The organism is Pseudomonas sp. EggHat1 (genome assembly GCF_014892995.1).
GTDB classification, from domain to species: domain Bacteria; phylum Pseudomonadota; class Gammaproteobacteria; order Pseudomonadales; family Pseudomonadaceae; genus Aquipseudomonas; species Aquipseudomonas chaetocerotis.
The window spans coordinates 11,953-30,011 of record NZ_JACKQK010000023.1 but is presented as its reverse complement, the minus strand read 5'-3'; the positions used below and the strand labels follow the sequence as shown (position 1 = coordinate 30,011).

General features: G+C 64.5%; 17 protein-coding genes. 11 read left to right on the top strand and 6 right to left on the bottom strand.

Going from position 1 to position 18,059, the window contains the following annotated elements; all coding sequences use genetic code 11:
• The first annotated feature begins 84 nt into the window (after window positions 1-84).
• Window positions 85-795 carry a flagellar basal body P-ring formation chaperone FlgA gene (flgA, locus tag INS93_RS23800; protein WP_319017572.1) on the top strand — a complete coding sequence of 237 codons (711 nt, stop codon included), beginning with the start codon at window positions 85-87 and terminating at the stop codon, window positions 793-795.
• A gap of 266 nt (window positions 796-1,061) precedes the next feature.
• Here the strand turns inward: flgA and glcC are convergent, their stop codons facing one another.
• Window positions 1,062-1,835, bottom strand: coding sequence for a transcriptional regulator GlcC (gene glcC / locus INS93_RS23795; protein WP_072423634.1), 774 nt, complete (start codon window positions 1,833-1,835; stop codon window positions 1,062-1,064).
• A gap of 239 nt (window positions 1,836-2,074) precedes the next feature.
• Here glcC and glcD point away from each other — a divergent pair, with 239 nt between their 5' ends.
• The 10 genes from glcD (at window position 2,075) to INS93_RS23745 (ending at window position 13,920) form a co-directional block, all read left to right on the top strand.
• Window positions 2,075-3,574, top strand: coding sequence for a glycolate oxidase subunit GlcD (glcD, locus tag INS93_RS23790; RefSeq protein ID WP_160016935.1), 1,500 nt, complete (start codon window positions 2,075-2,077; stop codon window positions 3,572-3,574).
• Window positions 3,574-4,629 (top strand): glycolate oxidase subunit GlcE, encoded by a 1,056-nt coding sequence (gene glcE / locus INS93_RS23785; protein WP_192985779.1) that lies wholly within the window; start codon window positions 3,574-3,576, stop codon window positions 4,627-4,629. Before glcD ends, glcE begins: the two co-directional genes overlap by 1 nt.
• Before the next feature lie 3 nt (window positions 4,630-4,632).
• A complete protein-coding gene (glcF, locus tag INS93_RS23780; protein ID WP_192985778.1) occupies window positions 4,633-5,850 on the top strand; it encodes a glycolate oxidase subunit GlcF in 1,218 nt (405 codons plus the stop codon).
• Between the two features lie 156 nt (window positions 5,851-6,006).
• A complete protein-coding gene (locus INS93_RS23775; RefSeq protein WP_192985777.1) occupies window positions 6,007-6,429 on the top strand; it encodes a heme-binding protein in 423 nt (140 codons plus the stop codon).
• 203 nt (window positions 6,430-6,632) lie between these two features.
• Window positions 6,633-8,810 carry a malate synthase G gene (locus tag INS93_RS23770; protein WP_192985776.1) on the top strand — a complete coding sequence of 726 codons (2,178 nt, stop codon included), beginning with the start codon at window positions 6,633-6,635 and terminating at the stop codon, window positions 8,808-8,810.
• A gap of 302 nt (window positions 8,811-9,112) precedes the next feature.
• The gene (locus tag INS93_RS23765) at window positions 9,113-10,813 is read left to right on the top strand and encodes an L-lactate permease (RefSeq protein ID WP_192985775.1); all 1,701 of its coding nucleotides are present in this window, start codon (window positions 9,113-9,115) and stop codon (window positions 10,811-10,813) included.
• Window positions 10,814-10,952: 139 nt separating this feature from the next.
• Window positions 10,953-11,120, top strand: coding sequence for a rubredoxin (locus tag INS93_RS23760; protein ID WP_003242223.1), 168 nt, complete (start codon window positions 10,953-10,955; stop codon window positions 11,118-11,120).
• 268 nt (window positions 11,121-11,388) lie between these two features.
• Window positions 11,389-12,267, top strand: a complete 879-nt coding sequence (lafA, locus tag INS93_RS23755; RefSeq protein ID WP_160016941.1) for a lateral flagellin LafA — start codon at window positions 11,389-11,391, stop codon at window positions 12,265-12,267.
• Between the two features lie 352 nt (window positions 12,268-12,619).
• Window positions 12,620-13,456 (top strand): winged helix-turn-helix domain-containing protein, encoded by an 837-nt coding sequence (locus INS93_RS23750; protein WP_192985774.1) that lies wholly within the window; start codon window positions 12,620-12,622, stop codon window positions 13,454-13,456.
• The gene (locus tag INS93_RS23745) at window positions 13,453-13,920 is read left to right on the top strand and encodes a hypothetical protein (RefSeq protein WP_074677664.1); all 468 of its coding nucleotides are present in this window, start codon (window positions 13,453-13,455) and stop codon (window positions 13,918-13,920) included. Before INS93_RS23750 ends, INS93_RS23745 begins: the two co-directional genes overlap by 4 nt.
• Window positions 13,921-13,938: 18 nt before the next feature.
• On the opposite strand, the gene INS93_RS23740 is transcribed toward INS93_RS23745, so the two are convergent.
• From INS93_RS23740 to INS93_RS23720, 5 genes are read right to left on the bottom strand one after another with little or no spacing between them, the layout of a single operon-like run.
• On the bottom strand, window positions 13,939-14,880 hold the full coding sequence (locus INS93_RS23740; protein ID WP_192985773.1) for a flagellar motor protein MotB: 942 nt from the start codon (window positions 14,878-14,880) through the stop codon (window positions 13,939-13,941).
• Window positions 14,877-15,749, bottom strand: a complete 873-nt coding sequence (gene motA / locus INS93_RS23735; RefSeq protein WP_074677660.1) for a flagellar motor stator protein MotA — start codon at window positions 15,747-15,749, stop codon at window positions 14,877-14,879. Before motA ends, INS93_RS23740 begins: the two co-directional genes overlap by 4 nt.
• Before the next feature lies 1 nt (window position 15,750).
• Window positions 15,751-16,485 (bottom strand): FliA/WhiG family RNA polymerase sigma factor, encoded by a 735-nt coding sequence (locus tag INS93_RS23730; protein WP_074677658.1) that lies wholly within the window; start codon window positions 16,483-16,485, stop codon window positions 15,751-15,753.
• Window positions 16,486-16,496: 11 nt separating this feature from the next.
• Window positions 16,497-16,967 carry a flagellar basal body-associated FliL family protein gene (locus tag INS93_RS23725; RefSeq protein ID WP_074677656.1) on the bottom strand — a complete coding sequence of 157 codons (471 nt, stop codon included), beginning with the start codon at window positions 16,965-16,967 and terminating at the stop codon, window positions 16,497-16,499.
• A gap of 28 nt (window positions 16,968-16,995) precedes the next feature.
• Entirely contained in the window at window positions 16,996-18,057 is a 1,062-nt protein-coding gene (locus INS93_RS23720; protein ID WP_192985772.1) for a flagellar hook-length control protein FliK, read from the bottom strand.
• Window positions 18,058-18,059 lie beyond the last annotated feature (2 nt).

The window sequence follows — 18,059 nt, the reverse complement described above, 5'->3', positions numbered from 1 at the left end:
AGACATAGAGACGACTTCCACGTCGCCTTCCTTCCGCATCGAAGCGCGGCCTGGAGGAAAAGCGGAAAGGGCTTTTCCGCCTGGGTGTCGACGTTTTTCCTCCTTGCCCTGCTGCCGCTGAGCGCTGCGTACGGCGAGACCGATGCCACCAGCCAGATCGACCAGGCCGTGACCGCACACATGCAGCAGATGCTGACTGAGGAAGCCAGGCGTCAGGCCTGGCAAGGGCAGCGCCACAGCCTCGATATCACCCTGCTCAATAGCGCCGAACGCCTGCCTGCCTGTACCCAGGCGCTGAGCGTGACAGTCAGCAGCGACGATCCCTCTCCCCTGTCACGTCAACGCCTGGACCTGAGCTGCGCCGATACGCCCGGCTGGAGCGTCACGGCCCTGGTGCAAGCCAGCGTGTTCCTGCCGGCCGTGCATGCCGCCCGCGTGATCGAACGCGGCCAGACCATCACCGCCGAACAGCTGCAACTGCAGGAAGTGAACGTCGGCAGAGCCTCACGCGGCTTCTATAACAGCGTCGACGAGGTGATCGGCCAGGGCGCCAAGCGTCGCCTGCGCGCCGGCCAGTTGATCGCGCCGAATCTGCTCGCTGCGCCCCTGCTGATCCGTCGCGGCCAGCAGGTGACCATCATCGCCAGCCAGGACGGTATCTCCGCGTCGGCCACCGGCGAAGCCCTGGCCAATGGCCGCGAAGGCGAGGTGATCCGCGTGCGCAACCTCGGCAGCCAGAAGGTGATCGAAGCGCAGGTGGTGGAAGAAGGAGTGGTGACCAGCATCTTCAGGTAACGCCGATGCGTAGGGTGGGTTAGCCGCCTGTCGTGCGCTCTTGAAATGTCCGCTGTGCTTGCTGCGGCGTAACCCACCATAGGCGCAACACCATCCATCGCCTGGTGGGTTACGCGGCGCACGACTTTCACCGGGCCTGAAACACCAGCGCCCGGCGCCGCTAACCCACCCTACGGGAGTCGCGGCGCGGCTCTGGCTTCTACTTGGCGTTGAAGCACGTAGGGCGGGTGCAACCCGCCGGCCCCTTGTGGCGGGTTTCACCCGCCCTACGCCCAGCCTTCCAGACGCATGGTCGCGCGCACCAGGCGCTGCTCTTCCTGCTCGATCTCCTGCAGGTTGTCGCGGATGCTGTTGATGTGGTCGCGCGCGGCGCGCTGGGCCTGTTCCGGCAAGCGCTCGATCACCGCGTGATACAGCCGCGAATGCTGGCGATCGATCTGCCGCTTCTGCGCCGGGCGGTGGTAAAGGTTGTTCACCGAGGCGAACACGGTGCTGAGCATCAGGTCGGTCAGCGACTGCAGGGTGTGCACCAGCACCGGGTTGTGCGAGGCCTCGCAGATGGCCAGGTGGAAGGCGTGGTCGAGACGCGCATGTTCGCGCGGGTCGACCGGATTTTCCTGCGCATGGGCCGCCAGCATCTCTTCGTACCGCCGGGTCAGCAGGACGAAATCCGCCTCGGTGCCGCGCAGTGCAGCCAGGCGCGCCGACTCGCCTTCGAGCAGACCGCGCACCTCCAGCAGGTCGTACAGGGTGCGCGGTTGCGAGTTGAACAGGTGCATCAGCGGGCTGGCGTCGCGCTCGCCGCTGAGCTTGGCCACCCGCGAATCACGGCCCTGAGCGGTGTCGATGATGCCGCGACCGCGCAGCACCTTGAGCCCTTCACGAAGCGCCGAACGGGAGATACCCAGTTTCTCGCACAGGCGCCGCTCCGACGGCAGTGGCTGCCCCACCTTGAGCACGCCGTCCACGATCAACCGCTCGATACGCTCGGCCACCACATCGCTGACCTGTCGCCGTGCGACGCCTTGTTGCCCGTCCATTCGCCACCTCCGAAGAACTGGTCGTACCAATTTTTAAGGACCACCTTAGACCCTGTGGATGCCGACAGGCAAGCCACGCGGGATAAGACCTTAGCCCCATCCATGGTGAAAGCCTGACGAAAGAAACTGGTCCTACCAGCATCAAAGAGGATGGACGTAAAAATGCAGGCGGCCTAAACATGCGGCTCAAGGTCGCGGCATGACCGCCAATAACAACAACGTCCACGATTGAGCCTGCCATGAGCATTCTGTACGACGAGCGCGTCGACGGCGCGCTACCCACGGTCGACAAGGCCGCCCTGCTGGCGGAGTTGCGCCAGCGCCTGCCCGACCTCGACATCCTGCACACCCAGGAAGACCTCAAGCCCTACGAGTGCGACGGCCTGTCCGCCTACCGCACCACGCCGATGCTGGTGGTGCTGCCCGAGCGCATCGAGCAGGTGCAGCAGTTACTCAAGCTCTGCCACGCCCGTGGCGTGCCGGTGGTGGCGCGCGGCGCCGGTACCGGCCTGTCCGGCGGCGCACTGCCGCTGGAAAAGGGCATCCTGCTGGTGATGGCGCGCTTCAACCAGATTCTCGAGATCAACCGCGAAGGTCGCTTCGCCCGGGTCCAGCCCGGCGTACGCAACCTGGCGATTTCCCAGGCCGCCGCGCCCTTCGACCTGTATTACGCCCCCGACCCTTCCTCGCAGATCGCCTGTTCCATCGGCGGCAACGTCGCCGAGAATGCCGGCGGCGTGCACTGCCTGAAGTACGGCCTGACCGTGCACAACCTGCTCAAGGTCGACATCCTCACCGTCGAGGGCGAGTTCATGACCCTCGGCAGCGAAGCTCTGGACGCCCCCGGTTTCGACCTGCTGGCGCTGTTCACCGGCTCCGAGGGCATGCTCGGCATCGTCACCGAGGTCACCGTCAAGCTGCTGCCCAAGCCGCAGGTGGCCAAGGTGCTGCTGGCGGCCTTCGACTCGGTGGAAAAGGCCGGGCGCGCGGTCGGCGACATCATCGCTGCCGGCATCATTCCTGGTGGCCTGGAGATGATGGACAACCTGGCCATCCGCGCCGCCGAGGACTTCATCCACGCCGGCTACCCGGTAGAGGCCGAAGCCATCCTGCTGTGCGAACTGGACGGCGTGGAAGCCGACGTGGCCGACGACTGCGAGCGGGTGCGTGAGGTGCTGGAAAAGGCCGGCGCCACCGAAGTGCGCCTGGCCCGCGACGAGGCCGAGCGGGTGAAGTTCTGGGCCGGACGCAAGAACGCCTTCCCGGCGGTCGGGCGCATCTCGCCCGATTACTACTGCATGGACGGCACCATCCCGCGCCGCGAGCTGCCTGGTGTGCTGCGCGGCATCGCCGAGCTGTCCGAAGAGTACGGCCTGCGCGTGGCCAACGTGTTCCATGCCGGCGACGGCAACATGCACCCGTTGATTCTTTTCGATGCCAACGTGCCTGGCGAGCTGGAGCGCGCCGAGGCCATCGGCGGCAAGATCCTCGAACTCTGCGTCAAGGTCGGCGGTAGCATCACCGGCGAACACGGCGTCGGCCGCGAGAAGATCAACCAGATGTGCGCGCAGTTCAACAGCGACGAAATCACCCTGTTCCACGCAGTGAAGGCGGCGTTCGACCCGAGCGGCCTGCTCAATCCAGGCAAGAACATTCCCACCCTGCACCGCTGCGCCGAGTTCGGCGCCATGCACGTGCACCACGGCCAACTGCCCTTCCCGGAACTGGAGCGTTTCTGATGTCGCATGATTTCGACGCCAGCGCCGCGTTGCTGGAACAGGTAAACCACGCGCTCAACAGCGCCACGCCGCTGCGCATCCAGGGCAGCGGCAGCAAGGCCCACCTGGGCCGCGCCACCAGCGGCGAGGTGCTCGACACCCGGCTGCACCGTGGCATCGTCAGCTACGACCCGACCGAGCTGGTACTCACCGCTCGTGCCGGCACGCCACTCACCGAAATCGAGGCGGCGCTGGAAGCCAACGACCAGATGCTGCCGTGCGAGCCGCCGCATCTGGGCGATGGCGCCACCCTCGGTGGCATGGTCGCTGCGGGGCTGTCCGGCCCGCGCCGGCCCTGGGCCGGATCGGTGCGCGACCAGGTGCTCGGCACCCGTGTGATCACCGGCCAGGGCAAGCTGCTGCGCTTCGGCGGCGAGGTGATGAAGAACGTCGCCGGCTACGATCTGTCGCGCCTGATGGCCGGCAGCTTCGGCTGCCTCGGCCTGCTCGCCGAAGTGTCGCTCAAGGTGCTGCCCAAGCCGCGCCAGGTGCTCAGCCTGCGCCTGGAAGTGGACGCCCTGCATGCACTGAACAAGCTCGCCGAATGGGGCCAGCAGCCGCTGCCGATCAGCGCGGCCAGCCACGACGGCGCGGCGCTGCACCTGCGCCTGGAAGGTGGCGAGGGCTCGGTACAGGCCGCACGCCAGCGTCTCGGTGGCGAAGAGATAGACAGCGGTTACTGGCAGCAGCTGCGCGAACAGCGCCTGCCGTTCTTCAGCGCCAGCGGCACGCTCTGGCGCCTGTCGCTGCCGGCCAACAGTGGTCTGCTCGACCTGCCCGGTCGCCAGTTTATCGACTGGGGCGGCGCGCAGCGCTGGCTGAAGACGGACGCCGATGGCGAGCTGATCCAGCGCGTGACGGCCAAACTCGGCGGCCATGCCACCTGCTTCGCTACCGGCCAGGCGCAACCTTTCCAGCCGCTGGCTGCACCGCTGCTGCGCTACCAGCGCCAGTTGAAGAACCAGCTCGACCCCCAGGGTATTTTCAACCCTGGCCGCATGTACGCCGAGGTATAAGACGTGCAGACCAATTTGAGTGAACAGGCCAAACGCCTGCCGCGCGCCGAGGAAGCTGAACGCATCCTGCGCTCCTGCGTGCATTGCGGCTTCTGCAACGCCACCTGCCCGACCTATCAGTTGCTCGGCGACGAGCTGGACGGCCCACGCGGGCGCATCTATCTGATCAAGCAGATGCTCGAGGGCAACGAAGTCACGGCCAAGACCCAGCAGCATCTGGATCGCTGCCTGACCTGCCGCAACTGCGAAACCACCTGCCCGTCCGGTGTGCAGTACCACAACCTGCTGGATATCGGTCGCGAAGTGGTCGAGCAGGCGGTACCGCGAGCGCTGAACGAACGCCTGCTGCGTCAGGGCCTGCGCGCCGTAGTGCCACGACCGGCGCTGTTCAGGACGCTGACCCAGACCGGCCTGGCCCTGCGTCCGCTGCTGCCGGCCGCGCTCAAGGCCAAGCTGCCGCGCGAGATTCGCCCAGCCAAGCCGCGCCCGACGCAGCAGCACACGCGCCGCGTGTTGATGCTCGAAGGCTGCGTGCAGCCGGGGCTTTCACCCAACACCAATGCTGCTACCGCGCGCGTGCTGGATCGCCTCGGCATCAGCGTCACGCCGATTCGCGAAGCGGGCTGCTGCGGCGCCGTGGATTATCACCTCAACGCCCAGGAAGCCGGCCTGCAACGCGCGCGGCAGAACATCGATGCCTGGTGGCCGGCCATCGAGGCTGGTGCCGAAGCCATCGTGCAGACCGCCAGCGGCTGCGGCGCCTTCGTCAAGGACTACGGTCACCTGCTCGCCGGCGATTCGGCCTATGCCGCCAAGGCGGCGCGGGTCAGCGCCCTGGCCAAGGACCTGGTCGAGGTGCTGCAAAGCGAGGCGCTGGAGAAACTGCAGGTGCGCGCCGAGCAGCGCCTGGCCTTCCATTGCCCCTGCACCCTGCAGCATGCGCAGAAGCTCGGCGGCGCAGTGGAAGGCGTTCTGACGCGACTCGGTTTCGGCCTGACCGCCGTGCCGGATGGCCACCTGTGCTGCGGCTCGGCCGGCACCTATTCGCTGACCCAGCCGGAGCTGTCGCGGCAGTTGCGCGACAACAAGCTGAACGCCCTGGAAAGCGGCAAACCAGACGCCATCGTCACCGCCAATATCGGCTGCCAGACCCATCTGGACGGTGCCGGACGTACTCCGGTTAGGCACTGGATCGAGATAATCGAGGAGGCGATGGAGTGATCACGCCGATCAGGGCGTAACCCTGCCCGTCGAACGCTAACCGTAGGGTGGATCCCGCTTCACCGATCCACCAAAGCGGTGGATGTAAAAAGCGACATCCACCCTACAACTGAACCCTCGTGAGAGGGGAGAGAAACCACGAACACGAGGTATGCCATGCAACACAAAGCCGTACTCAGCCAGAACGAAGTTGCCCAGATCCTCCAGGCGGCCCGCAGCGAAGCGCAGCAGCAGGGCTGGGCTGTGGCCATCGCCGTGGTCGATGACGGCGGTCACCCGCTGGCCCTGGAACGCCTCGACGGCTGCGCGCCGATCGGCGCCTACATCGCCACCGAGAAAGCGCGCAGCGCCGCCATTGGCCGCCGCGAAACCAAGGGTTACGAGGACATGGTCAACGGCGGCCGTACGGCCTTTATCAGCGCACCGCTGGTTACTTCATTGGAAGGTGGCGTGCCGGTGCTGGTGGACGGCCAGGTGGTGGGCGCCGTCGGCGTGTCCGGGGTCAAGGCCGAGCAGGACGCGCAGGTGGCCAAGGCAGGTATTGCGGCCCTTCAAACATGCGGCGCAGCCGCCAACTGATGCCCTTCTCCCCTGGGAGAAGGTGGCACGAAGTGCCGGATGAGGGGCTTTTGCAACGCAGCCGCCAACTGATGCCCTTCTCCCTCTGGGAGAAGGTGGCACGAARTACCGGATGAGGGGCATTTGCAGCGCACCGCCATAACCCCTCACCCCCAGCCCCTCTCCCAAAGAGAGAGGGGAGCGAATAGACAGGAGAACAGAAAATGACCGAACGCGTGCAATGTCAGCGCCTGCAGGTAGCCGCCGAGCTCAAGCAGTTCATCGAACACGAAGTGCTGCCCGGCAGCGGTATCGAGGCTGCGGCCTTCTGGAGCGGTTTCGACGCGCTGGTGCACGATCTGGCGCCACGCAACCGTGCACTGCTGGCCGAGCGCGACCGCCTGCAGACCGAGCTGGATGCATGGCATCGCGCCAATCCCGGCCCGATCCGCGACATGAACGCTTACCGTGCCTTCCTCGGCACCATCGGCTATCTGCTGCCACAGCCGGAGAAGGTCAAGGCAACCACCGCCAACGTCGACAGCGAAATCGCCACCCAGGCCGGCCCGCAGTTGGTAGTGCCGGTTATGAATGCACGTTACGCACTCAACGCTGCCAACGCTCGCTGGGGCTCGCTGTACGACGCGCTGTATGGCACCGATGCGATCAGTGAAGAGGGAGGCGCCAGCAAGGGGCCCGGCTATAACGAAGTGCGCGGCGCCAAGGTGATCGCCTTCGCCCGCGCCTTCCTCGATCAGGCGGCGCCGCTGGCCAAGGGCTCGCACGCCGACGCCAGCGCCTATGCCGTAGTCGCCGGCCAGTTGCAGGTCACCCTGAGCAGCGGCGCGCAGACCTCCCTGGCGCAGCCAGAGAAATTCGTCGGCTTACTGGGCGATGCGGCCGCACCGAGCGCGGTGCTGCTGAAGAACAACGGCCTGCACTTCGAGATCCAGATCGACGCGAGCAGCCCCATCGGCCGCACCGACGCAGCGGGCGTCAAGGACGTGCTGATGGAAGCGGCGTTGTCGACCATCATGGACTGCGAGGATTCGGTGGCCGCCGTCGACGCCGCTGACAAGGTGGTGATCTACCGCAACTGGCTGGGCCTGATGAAAGGTGACCTGGCCGAGGAGCTGGACAAGGGCGGCAAGCGCATCACCCGCCGCCTCAACCCGGATCGCACTTACACCGGCGCCGACGGCAGCGAACTGACCCTGCACGGTCGCTCGCTGCTGTTCGTGCGCAACGTCGGCCACCTGATGAGCAACCCGGCCATCATCGATGGCGAAGGCCATGAGATTCCCGAAGGCATCCTCGATGCCGTGGTCACCAGCCTGATCGCCCTGCATGACCTCAAGCGTCGTGGCAACTCGCGCACCGGCAGCGTCTATATCGTCAAACCAAAAATGCACGGCCCGTTCGAAGTGGCCTTCGCCAACGAGCTGTTCGGTCGCGTCGAACAGTTGCTGGGCATGCCGGCCAACACGCTGAAGATGGGCATCATGGACGAGGAGCGGCGCACCAGCGTCAACCTCAAGGCCTGCATCGAGGCCGCCAGCGCGCGCGTGGCCTTCATCAACACCGGTTTTCTCGACCGCACCGGTGACGAGATGCACACCGCCATGGAGGCCGGCGCCATGCTGCGCAAGGGCGATATGAAATCCAGCGCCTGGATCCAGGCTTACGAGCGCAACAACGTGCTGGTCGGCCTGGCCTGCGGGCTAAGGGGCAGGGCGCAAATCGGCAAGGGTATGTGGGCCATGCCGGACCTGATGGCGGCCATGCTCGAACAGAAGATCGGCCATCCGAAAGCCGGCGCCAACACTGCCTGGGTGCCCTCGCCGACCGCTGCCGTGCTGCACGCCCTGCACTACCACAAGATCGACGTGCAGGCGGTGCAGAGCGAGCTGGAGCTGATCGACCTGGCCAGTCAGCGCGACAGCCTGCTGAATGACCTGCTCAGCGTACCGGTCAGCGCCGAACGGCCCTGGAACGCCAGCGATATCCAGCAGGAACTGGACAACAACTGCCAGGGCATCCTCGGTTACGTGGTGCGCTGGGTCGAGCAGGGCGTGGGCTGCTCCAAGGTGCCGGATATCCACAACGTCGGCCTGATGGAAGACCGCGCCACATTGCGGATTTCGGCTCAGCACATCGCCAACTGGCTGCACCATGGCGTGGTCAGCGAGGCCCAAGTGCGCGAGACGCTGCAACGCATGGCGCAGGTGGTCGACGGACAAAATGCCGGCGATCCGGCCTACCGGCCAATGGCACCGGGCTTCGAGAAATCCCATGCCTTCCGTGCCGCCAGTGACCTGGTGTTCAAGGGCCGCGAGCAGCCGTCCGGCTACACCGAGCCGCTGTTGCATGCCTGGCGTTTGCGTTTCAAAGAGGAGGTTTGAGCATCTCACCGATCATGTAGGAGCGGCGCCCCGCCGCGAAGCAGGAGAAAAGCTTCGCCCCGGGCGGGGCTCCTACACAAGGGGGTTAACAACCGTGGATGGCTCTTGACGCCTCCACGGAGCAGTAGCAAGCCCTGACGGTTTCTGACCGTCGGGGCTTTCGAGCATGAGCGCGACGATGGGGGCTCCCTGCCGTCGTAGCTCGCGGAAAGGTCGGTGCCGTGGCGCCCGGCCCTTCCAGATGCGTGGCGCCGGGTGTCCCCGGAAAATTGTGGTTCACAAGAAAAAGAAGGAACCAACCCATGAGTCAAACGCTGCTGTCCATCCTGGCCTTCGTGCCACTGGTGCTAGCGGGTGTACTGCTGATCGGCTTTCGCTGGCCAGCCAAGTACGCGATGCCGCTGGTGTTCGTCCTCACCGCCGTGATCGGCCTGCTGGCCTGGGACATGTCCCTCAACCGGGTCATTGCCTCCAGCCTGCAGGGGCTGATTCTCACAGCCTCGATCCTGTGGATCATCTTCGGCGCGATCCTGCTGCTGAACACCCTCAAGCACTCCGGAGGTATCTCGGCGATCCGCCGGGGCTTCTCCAATGTCAGCCCGGATCGCCGCGTGCAGGCGCTGATCGTCGCCTGGCTGTTCGGTTGCTTCATCGAGGGCGCTTCCGGTTTCGGCACCCCGGCTGCCGTGGCCGCACCGCTGCTGGTAGCCCTGGGCTTCCCGGCACTGGCCGCGGTGGTGCTGGGGATGATGGTGCAGTCCACACCTGTCTCCTTCGGTGCGGTCGGTACGCCGATTCTGGTGGGTGTCGGCGCCGGCCTGGATAGAACCGGCATCACCGAACAACTGGTGGCCACCGGCAGCACCTGGGAAACCTTCTTCCACCTGATCTACTCGCGAGTGGCCATCACCCACGGCCTGATCGGTCTGCTGATGCCGTTGATCATGGTGATGATCATGACGCGCTTCTTCGGCAAGAATCAGAGCTGGAAGGAAGGCCTGGCCGTCGCACCGTTCGCCATCTTCACCGCCTTTGCCTTCTCCCTGCCGTACATGGCTGCCGGCGTGTTCCTCGGCCCGGAATTCCCCTCGATGATCGGCGCTCTGGTCGGCCTGGCCATCGTGGTGCCGGCCGCCAAGGCCGGCTTCCTGCTGCCGAAGGAAACCTGGGACTTCGCTGATCCCAAGGACTGGCCGTCCGACTGGATGGGCAAGATCGAGATGAAGCTCGACGAGGTGGCCGGCAAGGCGCCGATCTCCGTCCCCATGGCCTGGGCGCCCTACCTGTTGCTCGCCGTGTTCCTGGTGATCTCGCGTACCTTCCCTGAGGTGAAGGCAGCCCTGATGAGCCTGAGTTTCGGCTGGAAGGATATCCTCGGTGAAACCGGCGTATCCGGCACCATCGAGCCGCTTTTCCTGCCGGGTGGCATCCTGTGCATGGTGGTGCTGGTGACCTTCTTCCTGCACCGCATGCGCTTGCCCGAGCTCAAGGCGGCAGTGAGCGAGTCGAGCAAAACCCTGCTCGGCGCCGGCTTCGTGTTGATCTTCACCATTCCCATGGTGCGTATCCTGATCAACTCGGGCGTCAACGGCAGCGACCTGATGTCGATGCCCGTGGCCATGGCGCAACTGGTGGCCGACAGCGTCGGCGGCGTGTATCCATTCTTCGCGCCGGCGGTCGGCGCACTGGGCGCCTTCATCGCCGGCTCCAACACTGTGTCCAACCTGATGCTGTCGCAGTTCCAGCTCAACGCGGCGGAGCTGATCGGCGTGTCCGGGGCGATGATGGTGGCGGTGCAGTCGGTCGGTGCAGCGGCGGGCAACATGATCGCCATCCACAACGTGGTGGCGGCATCAGCGACCGTTGGCCTGCTCGGACGCGAAGGCATCACCCTGCGCAAGACCATCCTGCCGACGCTCTACTATCTCGCCATGGCCGGCGTGATCGCGCTGGTGGCGATGTATGGCATGGCGCTGACCGATCCACTGATGAGCAGTCGCTGACGTCTGGCGGGTCGCGCACTGCACGACCCGCCTTTGGTTGGCCACTGGCTGGCGGCGATTGCCGCCGGCCGGCTTGGCGCATCAGTGCAATTGCGGTAGCTTGCGTCGCGCAACACCGTGAGATTGGCCTGAGGTTTTTATGAAAAAGTGGCAATGCGTGGTCTGTGGACTGATTTACGACGAGAGCCAGGGCTGGCCGGATGACGGCATCGCTCCCGGCACCCGCTGGGAAGACGTGCCAGAAGACTGGCTATGCCCTGACTGCGGCGTCGGCAAGATGGATTTCGAGATGATCGAGATCGGCTGATCACGCCTGGTTTTCACAAAACGGCGACCCGAGGGTCGCCGTTTTCGTTTGCCGCGACGCCCCGCAGGGTGCGCCGCGCGCACCTCGAGTCGCCAGCACAACAGCCGGTGCGCACAGCACACCCTACGCAGGACAGCCCGTACCCAGCCGCAGGTGCACAGGTGCAGAAAAAATCGCCAGCGCCATTTAATTAGCGCCATAAGCCGGTCGCCCTTCACTTACAGCAGGCAATCACAGCCAGCTTCACTCAACTGAAGGAATTATCATCATGGCTCTGTCGATTCATACCAACTACTCCTCGCTGATCACCCAGACCAACCTGGGCAAGACCAACAACGCCCTGAGCACCAACCAGCAGCGTCTGGGCACTGGCCTGCGCATCAACTCCGCTGCCGACGACGCCGCCGGCCTGCAGATCGCTACCCGTCTGAACGCCCAGTCGCGCGGCATGGACGTGGCCATGCGCAACACCAGCGACGCGGTATCGCTGCTGCAGACCGCCGAAGGCGCCTTCAGCGAAATGACCGATATCGTTCAGCGCATGAAAGACCTCGCCACCCAGTCCTCCAACGGCACCAACGCCCAGGCTGACCGTGACGCCCTGCAAGCCGAATACGACGAGCTGGGTAAAGAGCTGGCCAACATCATGACCAACACCAGCTACGCTGGCGATGCCCTGTTCGGTCTTGACGGTGCTACCGGCAAGTTCGGTGCCGCCGCCGTGACCTTCCAGATCGGCGCCACCACTGCCGAAACGCTGGAACTGGACGCTACGACTCAGTCCGCTGCCCTGGGTACCGCCCTGGACGGCCTGTCCAGCAACTACACCACCCCAGGCACTGCCGGTACCGAAATCGCCACCGCCGCTGGCGCCAACACCATGATCGACACCATCAACACCGCTCTGGACGACATTGGCGCCATGCGTGCTGCCTTCGGTGCCAACATCAACCGCCTGAACCACACTGCCAACAACCTGGCCAACATGAAGGACAACACCGACATGGCCAAGGGTCGCATCATGGACGCCGACTTCGCCAAGGAAAGCGCCAACATGAGCAAGAACTCCATGCTGATGCAGTCGGGCATCTCCATGCTCAAGCAAGCCGGCCAGATGCCGGGCATGGTCATGTCCCTGCTGGGCTGATCCCGCGTCATCCAGGCGCAAGGGATTGCGCCGCTTCCCCCCCAACGCCCCGCTCCAGCGGGGCGTTTCTTGTTGCCTCCGGCCACCGCTCCATCCCGTCTTATCAGGCACGTTGATCAACTGTCATCAAACCGAGACATGATCGATGCGGCTTCGGCGAATCTCGGCGATATCGTCGACTTCACCCACAGACTGGCTAGTATTGAGCAAGCGCCCCCAGCGAACGGCAACCTGCCTCCAGCAACAAGCAGCTGGCACAAGACTTGCCAGTGCATTTCCCTGGCGCCAGAATGCCGACCGTCTGTCGCCGGGAAATTTCCCGCATGGAATTGCCGCTCGTCTCAAGGACCGCATGAACACCAGCCCCGAAACCCCGCTAGCCGAGCCGGAAAGCAACATTACGTGCCTGATAATCAAGACCGGGCGCAGCGATTGTTACGCGCACTTCTATCCGGCGCTGTATCAGCTGACCCTGGTAAAGAGCGGCATCGAAGAGAAGATCGATCTTGGCTATTCCGGTAGCCGCCTGCTCGAGCGTTTGCTGCAGGAGCCCGGCGAAGTGGTTTCGCGCGAGGAACTGATGAGCCATGCCTGGGCCGATCGGGTTGTCGGCCAGGGCAGCCTCAACCAGCAGATCTACACCCTGCGCCAGGTGCTGGGCGACGAAAAGAGCCGCGAGATCATCCAGACCCTGCCGCGCCGCGGTTATCTGCTAAACCCCAACTATCTGGTCTATCCGCCGAGCATTGACGACATCGGCGCTGTCAGCGAACCCCTCGACACGCCGGCGCCGCAGCCAGCGTTTCTGCGCCGCCACAGCCGTCAGCGGGCATCCTGGCTGATGCTGCTGAGCCTGTTCAGCATCGTCGGTATCGCCTTGTTCGCGGCGCTGTACACGATCAGCCAGCCCGAAGATCTGCACAGCAGCGAAATGAACCTGGGCCCACTTCAGGTGCGCTACATCGATCAGGACCCGCACAGACTGCAGCAGCTGATTCTGCAGACTCACGGCCTGACCAGCAGGCTTACGGTACTGGCCAGCAAACCGGCCAACCTGGTGCTGAGCCTGCGCGGCGGTTTCTATGAACTGCTGTGCTTGCAGGCCAACGGTGGTGCACGCTCGCTGATGTTGCACGAAAGCCAGCTGAATCAGGTGGCCGATGCCCAACTGAGCAGGTGCCTGCCATGAGCCAGGGCAAACAGTGCGGTATCAGCGGCGGCTGGTTGCTGACCATGCTCGCCACGGCCCTGGCGATGCTGCTGAGCATGCTCGTGCTGTGGCTGAACTTCATCTCCAGCGCCGAACTCGACGGTCGTTACCAGTCCACCGGCCAGGTGCATCTGAGCAACGGTCAGGTCCTGGAGATCAGCCACAGCCTGCAGGTCAACCATGGTCGTTTCTATGCCATGACCCGGCAGGGCGACAGCATCCTGGAGACCTCGGGCGTGGTGGAGTACGGCTTCCTCGGCAACTACCGGCTGCGCGTCGAAGACGGCCAGGTCACCGGGCTGGCCAGCGAAATCGACGACGAACTGGTGTTCAACCTGCTCTATGGCCGACACAAGGGTTCGACCATTCGCCTGACCAGCTTCGACGGCTGTCTCTATGCGCTGGAGACTCGGCAGATCTACTGCCCGGCACGTAATCTGTAGAGCGAGGCGGGTCACGACTCAGGACTCCGGCGCGCTGAGCTGCGCACCCTCGGCGCGGTACTCCACGCGCACCTGGGCCTCGCCGAACAACTCGCGGTACAGGCCTTCGGCCTGACTGGTCAGCAACAGCAGCTCGATACGTCGATTGGCACCGTTCTCCGGATCCTTCGGCAACAAGGGCATGCCATCCGCTTGAGCGGTGACCTGCAACACGGTGCCGGGCGGCAGACCGGCCTCGACCATCACGTTGCGTGCACGCAGTGCGCGATCGCCGGACAGGTTCCAGTTGTTATAGCCACCGACGACACCACGATAGGGCGTGGCATCGGTGTGGCCGCTGATGATCAGGTGATTGTCGACCTTGGCCAGAATGGCGGCCAGACGCTCGAGCAGTCTGGCGAAATGCGGGTCCAGCCGTGCACTGCCGCGGCTGAACATGAAGCGCTGGGCATCGTCCTTGATCAGGATACGCAACCCCTGCGGCACCACCTGCACTTCGATATTGGCCTCGGCATCCAGTTGCAGCGCCAGCGCCTCCATCAGCTTGGCCAGATCCTGCATCTGCTGCGACTCGGCATAGTGCGGTCGACGGGCGGGCCCAGGCTGGCCATCACCGAGTTCAGCCCCCGGATCCTCCTGGGGAGTGCGCGCCTGGTTTTCCCGGTCCTGGCGTGGGCTGACCTGCACCGGCACACCATCGAGGTCCAGCGGCGTGGTGCTGGTGCCATCGAAGATGCCGGCACCACCATCGACCAACGGGTTGTTCAGCATGTCGGCATTGGCACGACTGGCGTCCTGGGTCTGCGGCTGGATGATCCACAGCACCATGAACAGCGCCATCATGGCCATGGTGAAATCGGCGAAGGCTACCTTCCAGGCACCGCCATGCCCGTCGTGGCCACCCTTCTTGCTACGACGTTTGATGATGATTTCATGGCCTTCACCGGCACGCGGTTTCATGCCGCATCCCTTTCATCTTCGTAACGGTTGACCCAGATCTCCAGCTGCTTGAACGCCGGCTTGACGTCCTGTTCGATCAGCTTGCGCCCGGCGTCCACCGCCAGCAGCGTGGGCTTGCCGGCAACGTGAGCGACCAGGGTGGTGCGCACGCATTCGAGTGCCGACATCTCGGTCTTGATGCACTGGCCCATGGCGCTGGACAGTGGATCCATCACGCAGTAGCACATGAAGATGCCGAGGAAGGTGCCCACCAGCGCCGCCGCCACGTGGGCACCGATTTCGGCCACCGAACCGCCGATGTTGCCCATGGTGATGACGATGCCGAGGATCGCCGCGAGAATGCCGAAGCCCGGCATGGCCTCGCCGATCTTGTGCAGCGAGCGCGACGGCTGCATCAGCACATGCTCCATCGCCTCCAGCTCCTGCTCGAGGAAGCCTTCGAGCTCGTGGGCGCTGATCTTGCCCATGGCCATCAGCCGGAAGTTGTCGGCGATGAAGGCCATCAGGTTCTTCTCCTGACGGATCAGCGGGTACTTGGCGAACAGTTCGCTCTGCTCGGGCTCCTCGATATGCGCGTCGAGCACCTTGAGGCCGCCGACATCGACCATCTCCAGCAGCTCATAGAGCATCATCAGCAACTGGCGCTGGAATTCCTCGCCGCGCTTCTTGTAGACGAACACGCCTTTGATCTGATGCAGCATCTCGATCAGCACGTCCTTGGGATTGGCCACCACCAAGGCGCCAAAGCCCGCGCCGATGATGATGATCACCTCGGCCGGCTGCCAGAGCATGGCCAGCTCGCCATGGGCCATGACGTAGCCACCGAGCACGCAGGCGACGATGATCAATGCACCTAATAACTTCTGCACCCTAGCCTCTCTCGTTCAGGTAGCGACTGGCCTTGGCGATCGCCTGCTTGCTCAGCTGGCAGACGCGCGCGTCGCTCAGCTCCAGCACCAGGGCGATTTCCTTGAGGCTCAGCTCATGTTGGTAGTAAAGGGTCAGCACCAGTCGTTCGCGCTCGCTGAGCTGGCTCAGCGCCTGAGTCAGCAGGCGCTCCTTGAGCACGCGGTCCTCGACCGCACTGCTGCCACAGGCAAAGCCCTCGTGACCGTTCTGCAGCAACTCATCGAGGCTTTCGATCGCTTCGCAGGCATCGGCCTGGAGAAACTCCTGGTAATCCTTGCTACTGATCCCGGTCGCCTGGAGGATTTCCTCCTCCTGCGGCACACGACCCAGTTGCCGCGCCAACTGGCGAATGGCGTCGCGAATCCTGTGGGTCTGCTGGCGTACCTGGCGCGGGCGCCAGTCCTGGCGGCGCAGTTCATCGAGAATCGCGCCACGTATGCGCAGCGCGGCGAAACGACCGAACTGCTCGTCCGGCGTGCCGTAGCGGCGCAGGCATTCGAGCAAGCCCATCAGGCCGATCTGTTCCATATCTTCGCGGTCGAGTACCTGGTTGGCCTGCAACGCCAGCTGACTGACGATGCGCTTGACCAGCGGCAGGTACTGCAACAGCCACTTCTGCTCGGCCCCTGGGGCGAACAGCGCAGCCCCGCCCTGTTCGGCGGCGTAGCGGTAGTCAATGGCGCAGTTGGCGTTCATGGCGACGGTACCTACTGGACGATCAGTTTGCTGACCAGCACGTTGGCGAACGGCATCGCCAGCTTCTTGCTGGCGAAGTCATCGAACAGCGCGCTTTCCAGCGTGCTCTGCAACTCTGGAATGGGCATGCCACGCAGCTTCTCGAAGGTCATGGCAGAGAGGTGGGCGACCACCGAGTTGCGCACCATCGGGTCGATCTGCTCGAGCTTCTTCGGATCGGTTTCGAGGTCGGCCTGCAGCACCAGATCGAGCACGAAGTAATGCTCGCGGTTCTCCCCCTTCAGGCTGACGATGACCTTCTCGATGGGAAAGAAACGGTACTCGCTGGTCGCCTCTTCCGCCGCAGCGCCACCGGCAGACAGGCCGAGCACAGGCTGGCCCGATTGCATCGAGCGCAGCGTGGCGTAGTTGAAGACGGTGCCGCCGATCACCACCAGGGTGTTGAAGATAAGCAGCAGCAGGATGATGCGCGGCATGGTCATGGTTGGTTCTCGATCCACTTGCAAAGGGTTAAACGGTGACCAGCACGTCGCTGGTGGAATCCGGGTTGCCGCGTTCGCGGGTCGGCGTGGTGAGGCTGGCGGCCTGCACCGGCTCTTCGCCCTGCCAGGCCTGGCGTGGCTGGCCTTGCTGACGACCGCCCTGAGCATCGGCGGAGACCTGCACGTTGACTTGCACGAAGTTCTGCCCGACCAGCTCCTGACGCAGACGCTCGCTGGTCTGCTGCAACAGGCGGGCGACATCGGCGTTGGCAGCCGAGAGCTGCACACTGAGGCGGCCCGATTCATGGCTGAGGAAAATTTCCAGGCTACCCAGCTCCAGCGGGTCGAGGCGGATGGTGGCGTTCTGTATGCGCTGGTTGATCTGCAGCTCCACATGCTCGCGCAGGCTGGCCAACATCTGCTCGCCCCACTGCGTCTGCGGCGCATGCGGCTTGAGCGGCCGCTCGGCAGTCATTGGCGTAGCAGTCGCGGCAGAGGAAGTGGCGGTGCCGGGAATCGCTCTATCTGCATCCGTGCTGACACTGGCCAGGCGTTCGAGATCGGTCGTCTCGATGACTTCACTCGCCATCGCCGGCGCTGCCGTCTGTATCGCAATCTCGGCTGCCATCTGCGGCACGGGCGCAGCTACCTGGGACGACAACGCTTGCTGGCTGAGCGCGGCAGCGCTGGCGCTGTGCGACGGCTGGGCTGGCAACTGCTCACGCGGTTGCAGCTGCGCCTGGCTGAGGAACTCGGCCGGCAACGCCACGGGCTGCTCGAGCGGCTCCGGGCCGTCCTGCAGCGATTGCTCAGGTGCTTCACGCGCCTCGATACGCACCGTCTGCTGGTCCAGTACGCTGGCCAGCCACTGCTCGGCATCCGCTTCGCTGAGGGTGAACTTCACCGCAGTAGCGTCTTCATCCAGTGGCGCCTGTCGCTCGGCGGCGGTGAACGCCTGCACGGCCATCTGCAGATCGAACGGCGGAGTCTCACCGCCAGCGCTCCGAGCCTGGGCAAACCCGGCCGGCAGGTTTTGCCCGACGGAGTCACTCAGGTTGACCTGAGCATTGGCATTGATCAGTTGCAGCACCT

Excerpts from the sequence above, each read along its gene's own strand:
- INS93_RS23775 (WP_192985777.1), top strand. The coding sequence starts at position 6,007 with ATGCAACACAAAGCCGTACTCAGCCAGAACGAAGTTGCCCAGATCCTC.
- INS93_RS23745 (WP_074677664.1), top strand. The coding sequence starts at position 13,453 with ATGAGCCAGGGCAAACAGTGCGGTATCAGCGGCGGCTGGTTGCTGACC.
- lafA (WP_160016941.1), top strand. The coding sequence starts at position 11,389 with ATGGCTCTGTCGATTCATACCAACTACTCCTCGCTGATCACCCAGACC.
- INS93_RS23750 (WP_192985774.1), top strand. The coding sequence starts at position 12,620 with ATGAACACCAGCCCCGAAACCCCGCTAGCCGAGCCGGAAAGCAACATT.
- INS93_RS23740 (WP_192985773.1), bottom strand. The coding sequence starts at position 14,880 with ATGAAACCGCGTGCCGGTGAAGGCCATGAAATCATCATCAAACGTCGT.
- INS93_RS23760 (WP_003242223.1), top strand. The coding sequence starts at position 10,953 with ATGAAAAAGTGGCAATGCGTGGTCTGTGGACTGATTTACGACGAGAGC.
- glcC (WP_072423634.1), bottom strand. The coding sequence starts at position 1,835 with ATGGACGGGCAACAAGGCGTCGCACGGCGACAGGTCAGCGATGTGGTG.
- INS93_RS23730 (WP_074677658.1), bottom strand. The coding sequence starts at position 16,485 with ATGAACGCCAACTGCGCCATTGACTACCGCTACGCCGCCGAACAGGGC.
- INS93_RS23725 (WP_074677656.1), bottom strand. The coding sequence starts at position 16,967 with ATGACCATGCCGCGCATCATCCTGCTGCTGCTTATCTTCAACACCCTG.
- glcD (WP_160016935.1), top strand. The coding sequence starts at position 2,075 with ATGAGCATTCTGTACGACGAGCGCGTCGACGGCGCGCTACCCACGGTC.
- glcE (WP_192985779.1), top strand. The coding sequence starts at position 3,574 with ATGTCGCATGATTTCGACGCCAGCGCCGCGTTGCTGGAACAGGTAAAC.
- INS93_RS23765 (WP_192985775.1), top strand. The coding sequence starts at position 9,113 with ATGAGTCAAACGCTGCTGTCCATCCTGGCCTTCGTGCCACTGGTGCTA.
- INS93_RS23770 (WP_192985776.1), top strand. The coding sequence starts at position 6,633 with ATGACCGAACGCGTGCAATGTCAGCGCCTGCAGGTAGCCGCCGAGCTC.